The sequence below is a fragment of the Nitratidesulfovibrio liaohensis genome (assembly GCF_011682075.1).
GTDB lineage: Bacteria > Desulfobacterota > Desulfovibrionia > Desulfovibrionales > Desulfovibrionaceae > Cupidesulfovibrio > Cupidesulfovibrio liaohensis.
The window spans coordinates 1-1,327 of record NZ_VSMK01000568.1 but is presented as its reverse complement, the minus strand read 5'-3'; the positions used below and the strand labels follow the sequence as shown (position 1 = coordinate 1,327).

The 1,327-nt window shown below is 63.8% G+C and carries 4 protein-coding genes; all 4 read left to right on the top strand.

Annotated elements, in window-relative coordinates; translation table 11 throughout:
- The coding region (locus tag FVW27_RS16035) for a CbbQ/NirQ/NorQ domain-containing protein (protein ID WP_208294843.1) at positions 1 to 229 on the top strand (229 nt) is incomplete at its 5' end.
- Between the two features lie 104 nt (positions 230 to 333).
- The gene (locus FVW27_RS16030; protein WP_167127033.1) at positions 334 to 630 is read left to right on the top strand and encodes a hypothetical protein; all 297 of its coding nucleotides are present in this window, start codon (positions 334 to 336) and stop codon (positions 628 to 630) included.
- A gap of 75 nt (positions 631 to 705) precedes the next feature.
- Positions 706 to 993 carry a hypothetical protein gene (locus FVW27_RS16025; RefSeq protein WP_167127030.1) on the top strand — a complete coding sequence of 96 codons (288 nt, stop codon included), beginning with the start codon at positions 706 to 708 and terminating at the stop codon, positions 991 to 993.
- A gap of 45 nt (positions 994 to 1,038) precedes the next feature.
- Positions 1,039 to 1,327: DUF3150 domain-containing protein (locus FVW27_RS16020; protein WP_243838517.1), on the top strand; the 289-nt coding region annotated here is incomplete at its 3' end.

Sequence of the window (1,327 nt, the reverse complement as noted above, 5' to 3'; positions counted from 1 at the left end):
GTTCATGGGCGAATCGGGCACGGCACACGGCGCCTCCATCGAGGTGACCTTCTCCACCCGCACCCTGATCCGCTGGGCCGACCTGACCCAGCGGTTCCAGCCGCTCGCCCGGCAGGGCATCCAGCCCATGGCCTACGCCCTCGACCGGACGCTCGGCTTCAAGGCCACGCGCGAAACCCGAACGCTCCTCCACGAAATCGCCCAGCGCATGTTCCCCTCGGGGGAGTAAACGGGGACGCCGCTACCGCGCCGAACACGTCCGATGCGGACACCCCCGGCAAGGATGCCGCGTCTCCCCGAATCCCAGGCAATACCGGCCTGGTGCTCCAGTTCATGGATTCCCTGCTCACCCGTCAGTCTCTTGATCCCGCCTTCTTCGCCTCACTCCCTTCGCCTCCCTGGCTACGCCTCGAAAAGGACACGCCTTCGGGCGGCAAGTTCTGGTCCTGCACCATCCAGGAGCACGGTATCGACCTCCATTGGGGCAAGCGCAACACGCAGGGGCAACGGCTCGCATTGGCCATCACCCGGTGCAACCGGGGCAACCCCATCCGCGAGGCGCGGTCACGCATCTTCGGAAAACTCAAGGAAGGCTATCGGCTCGTCTCGTCATACGGCCCCCTCCCATAACCGCGATTTCCCTCCCGACGATTCCGCATTCTGGAACGACTCTGCCCTATACCGCACCACGAGGAGCACGGACTCATGAAAGCGACATCCGCCATGCGCATCTTCCCCTTCACCCGCAGTATCCATCTCGTCCGGGATATCCACACCAACGGCGTCCGCCAACACTGGAAGGCGGAAGCAGAACTCTACCTCCTCAAGCTCTGCACCTGGACCGGGGATGACGAGGAACCCCATCCCTCGCGGGTCACGGTCCACACCATCGGGTGGGGCCAGTGCCTCGACGAAGACCCGGTACAAGAGATGTGGCTACGGGCCGCAGAGAAGATCGAAAAAGGCCACTACCACTTCCTCAACGGAATCTAGGACGCCCCTCCCCCGAGGGGCGTTCCGCTTTTATGGAGCACGCACATGAACGACACCATCCTGAACTGCCTCATGGCCATCAACCTCGACGTGAACATCTGGACCGCCCGCCGCAAGCTGACCCCGGCGGACTTCGGCGGCGCGGACCTACCGCCGGAGGAACTTGCCTCGCTCGGCAGCAAGCGCATCTGCGACCCCGAGGAACTGAAGATCTTCGGCACGCTGAAGGCGCGCGCGGTGAACCTGCTCGACCGTCACGGCGTCCGCTTTCTTGGCGGTTGGGGCATTCCGGAGAAAAAAGCCCCCGTCCTTGTGGAAGAACTCGACCGCATTC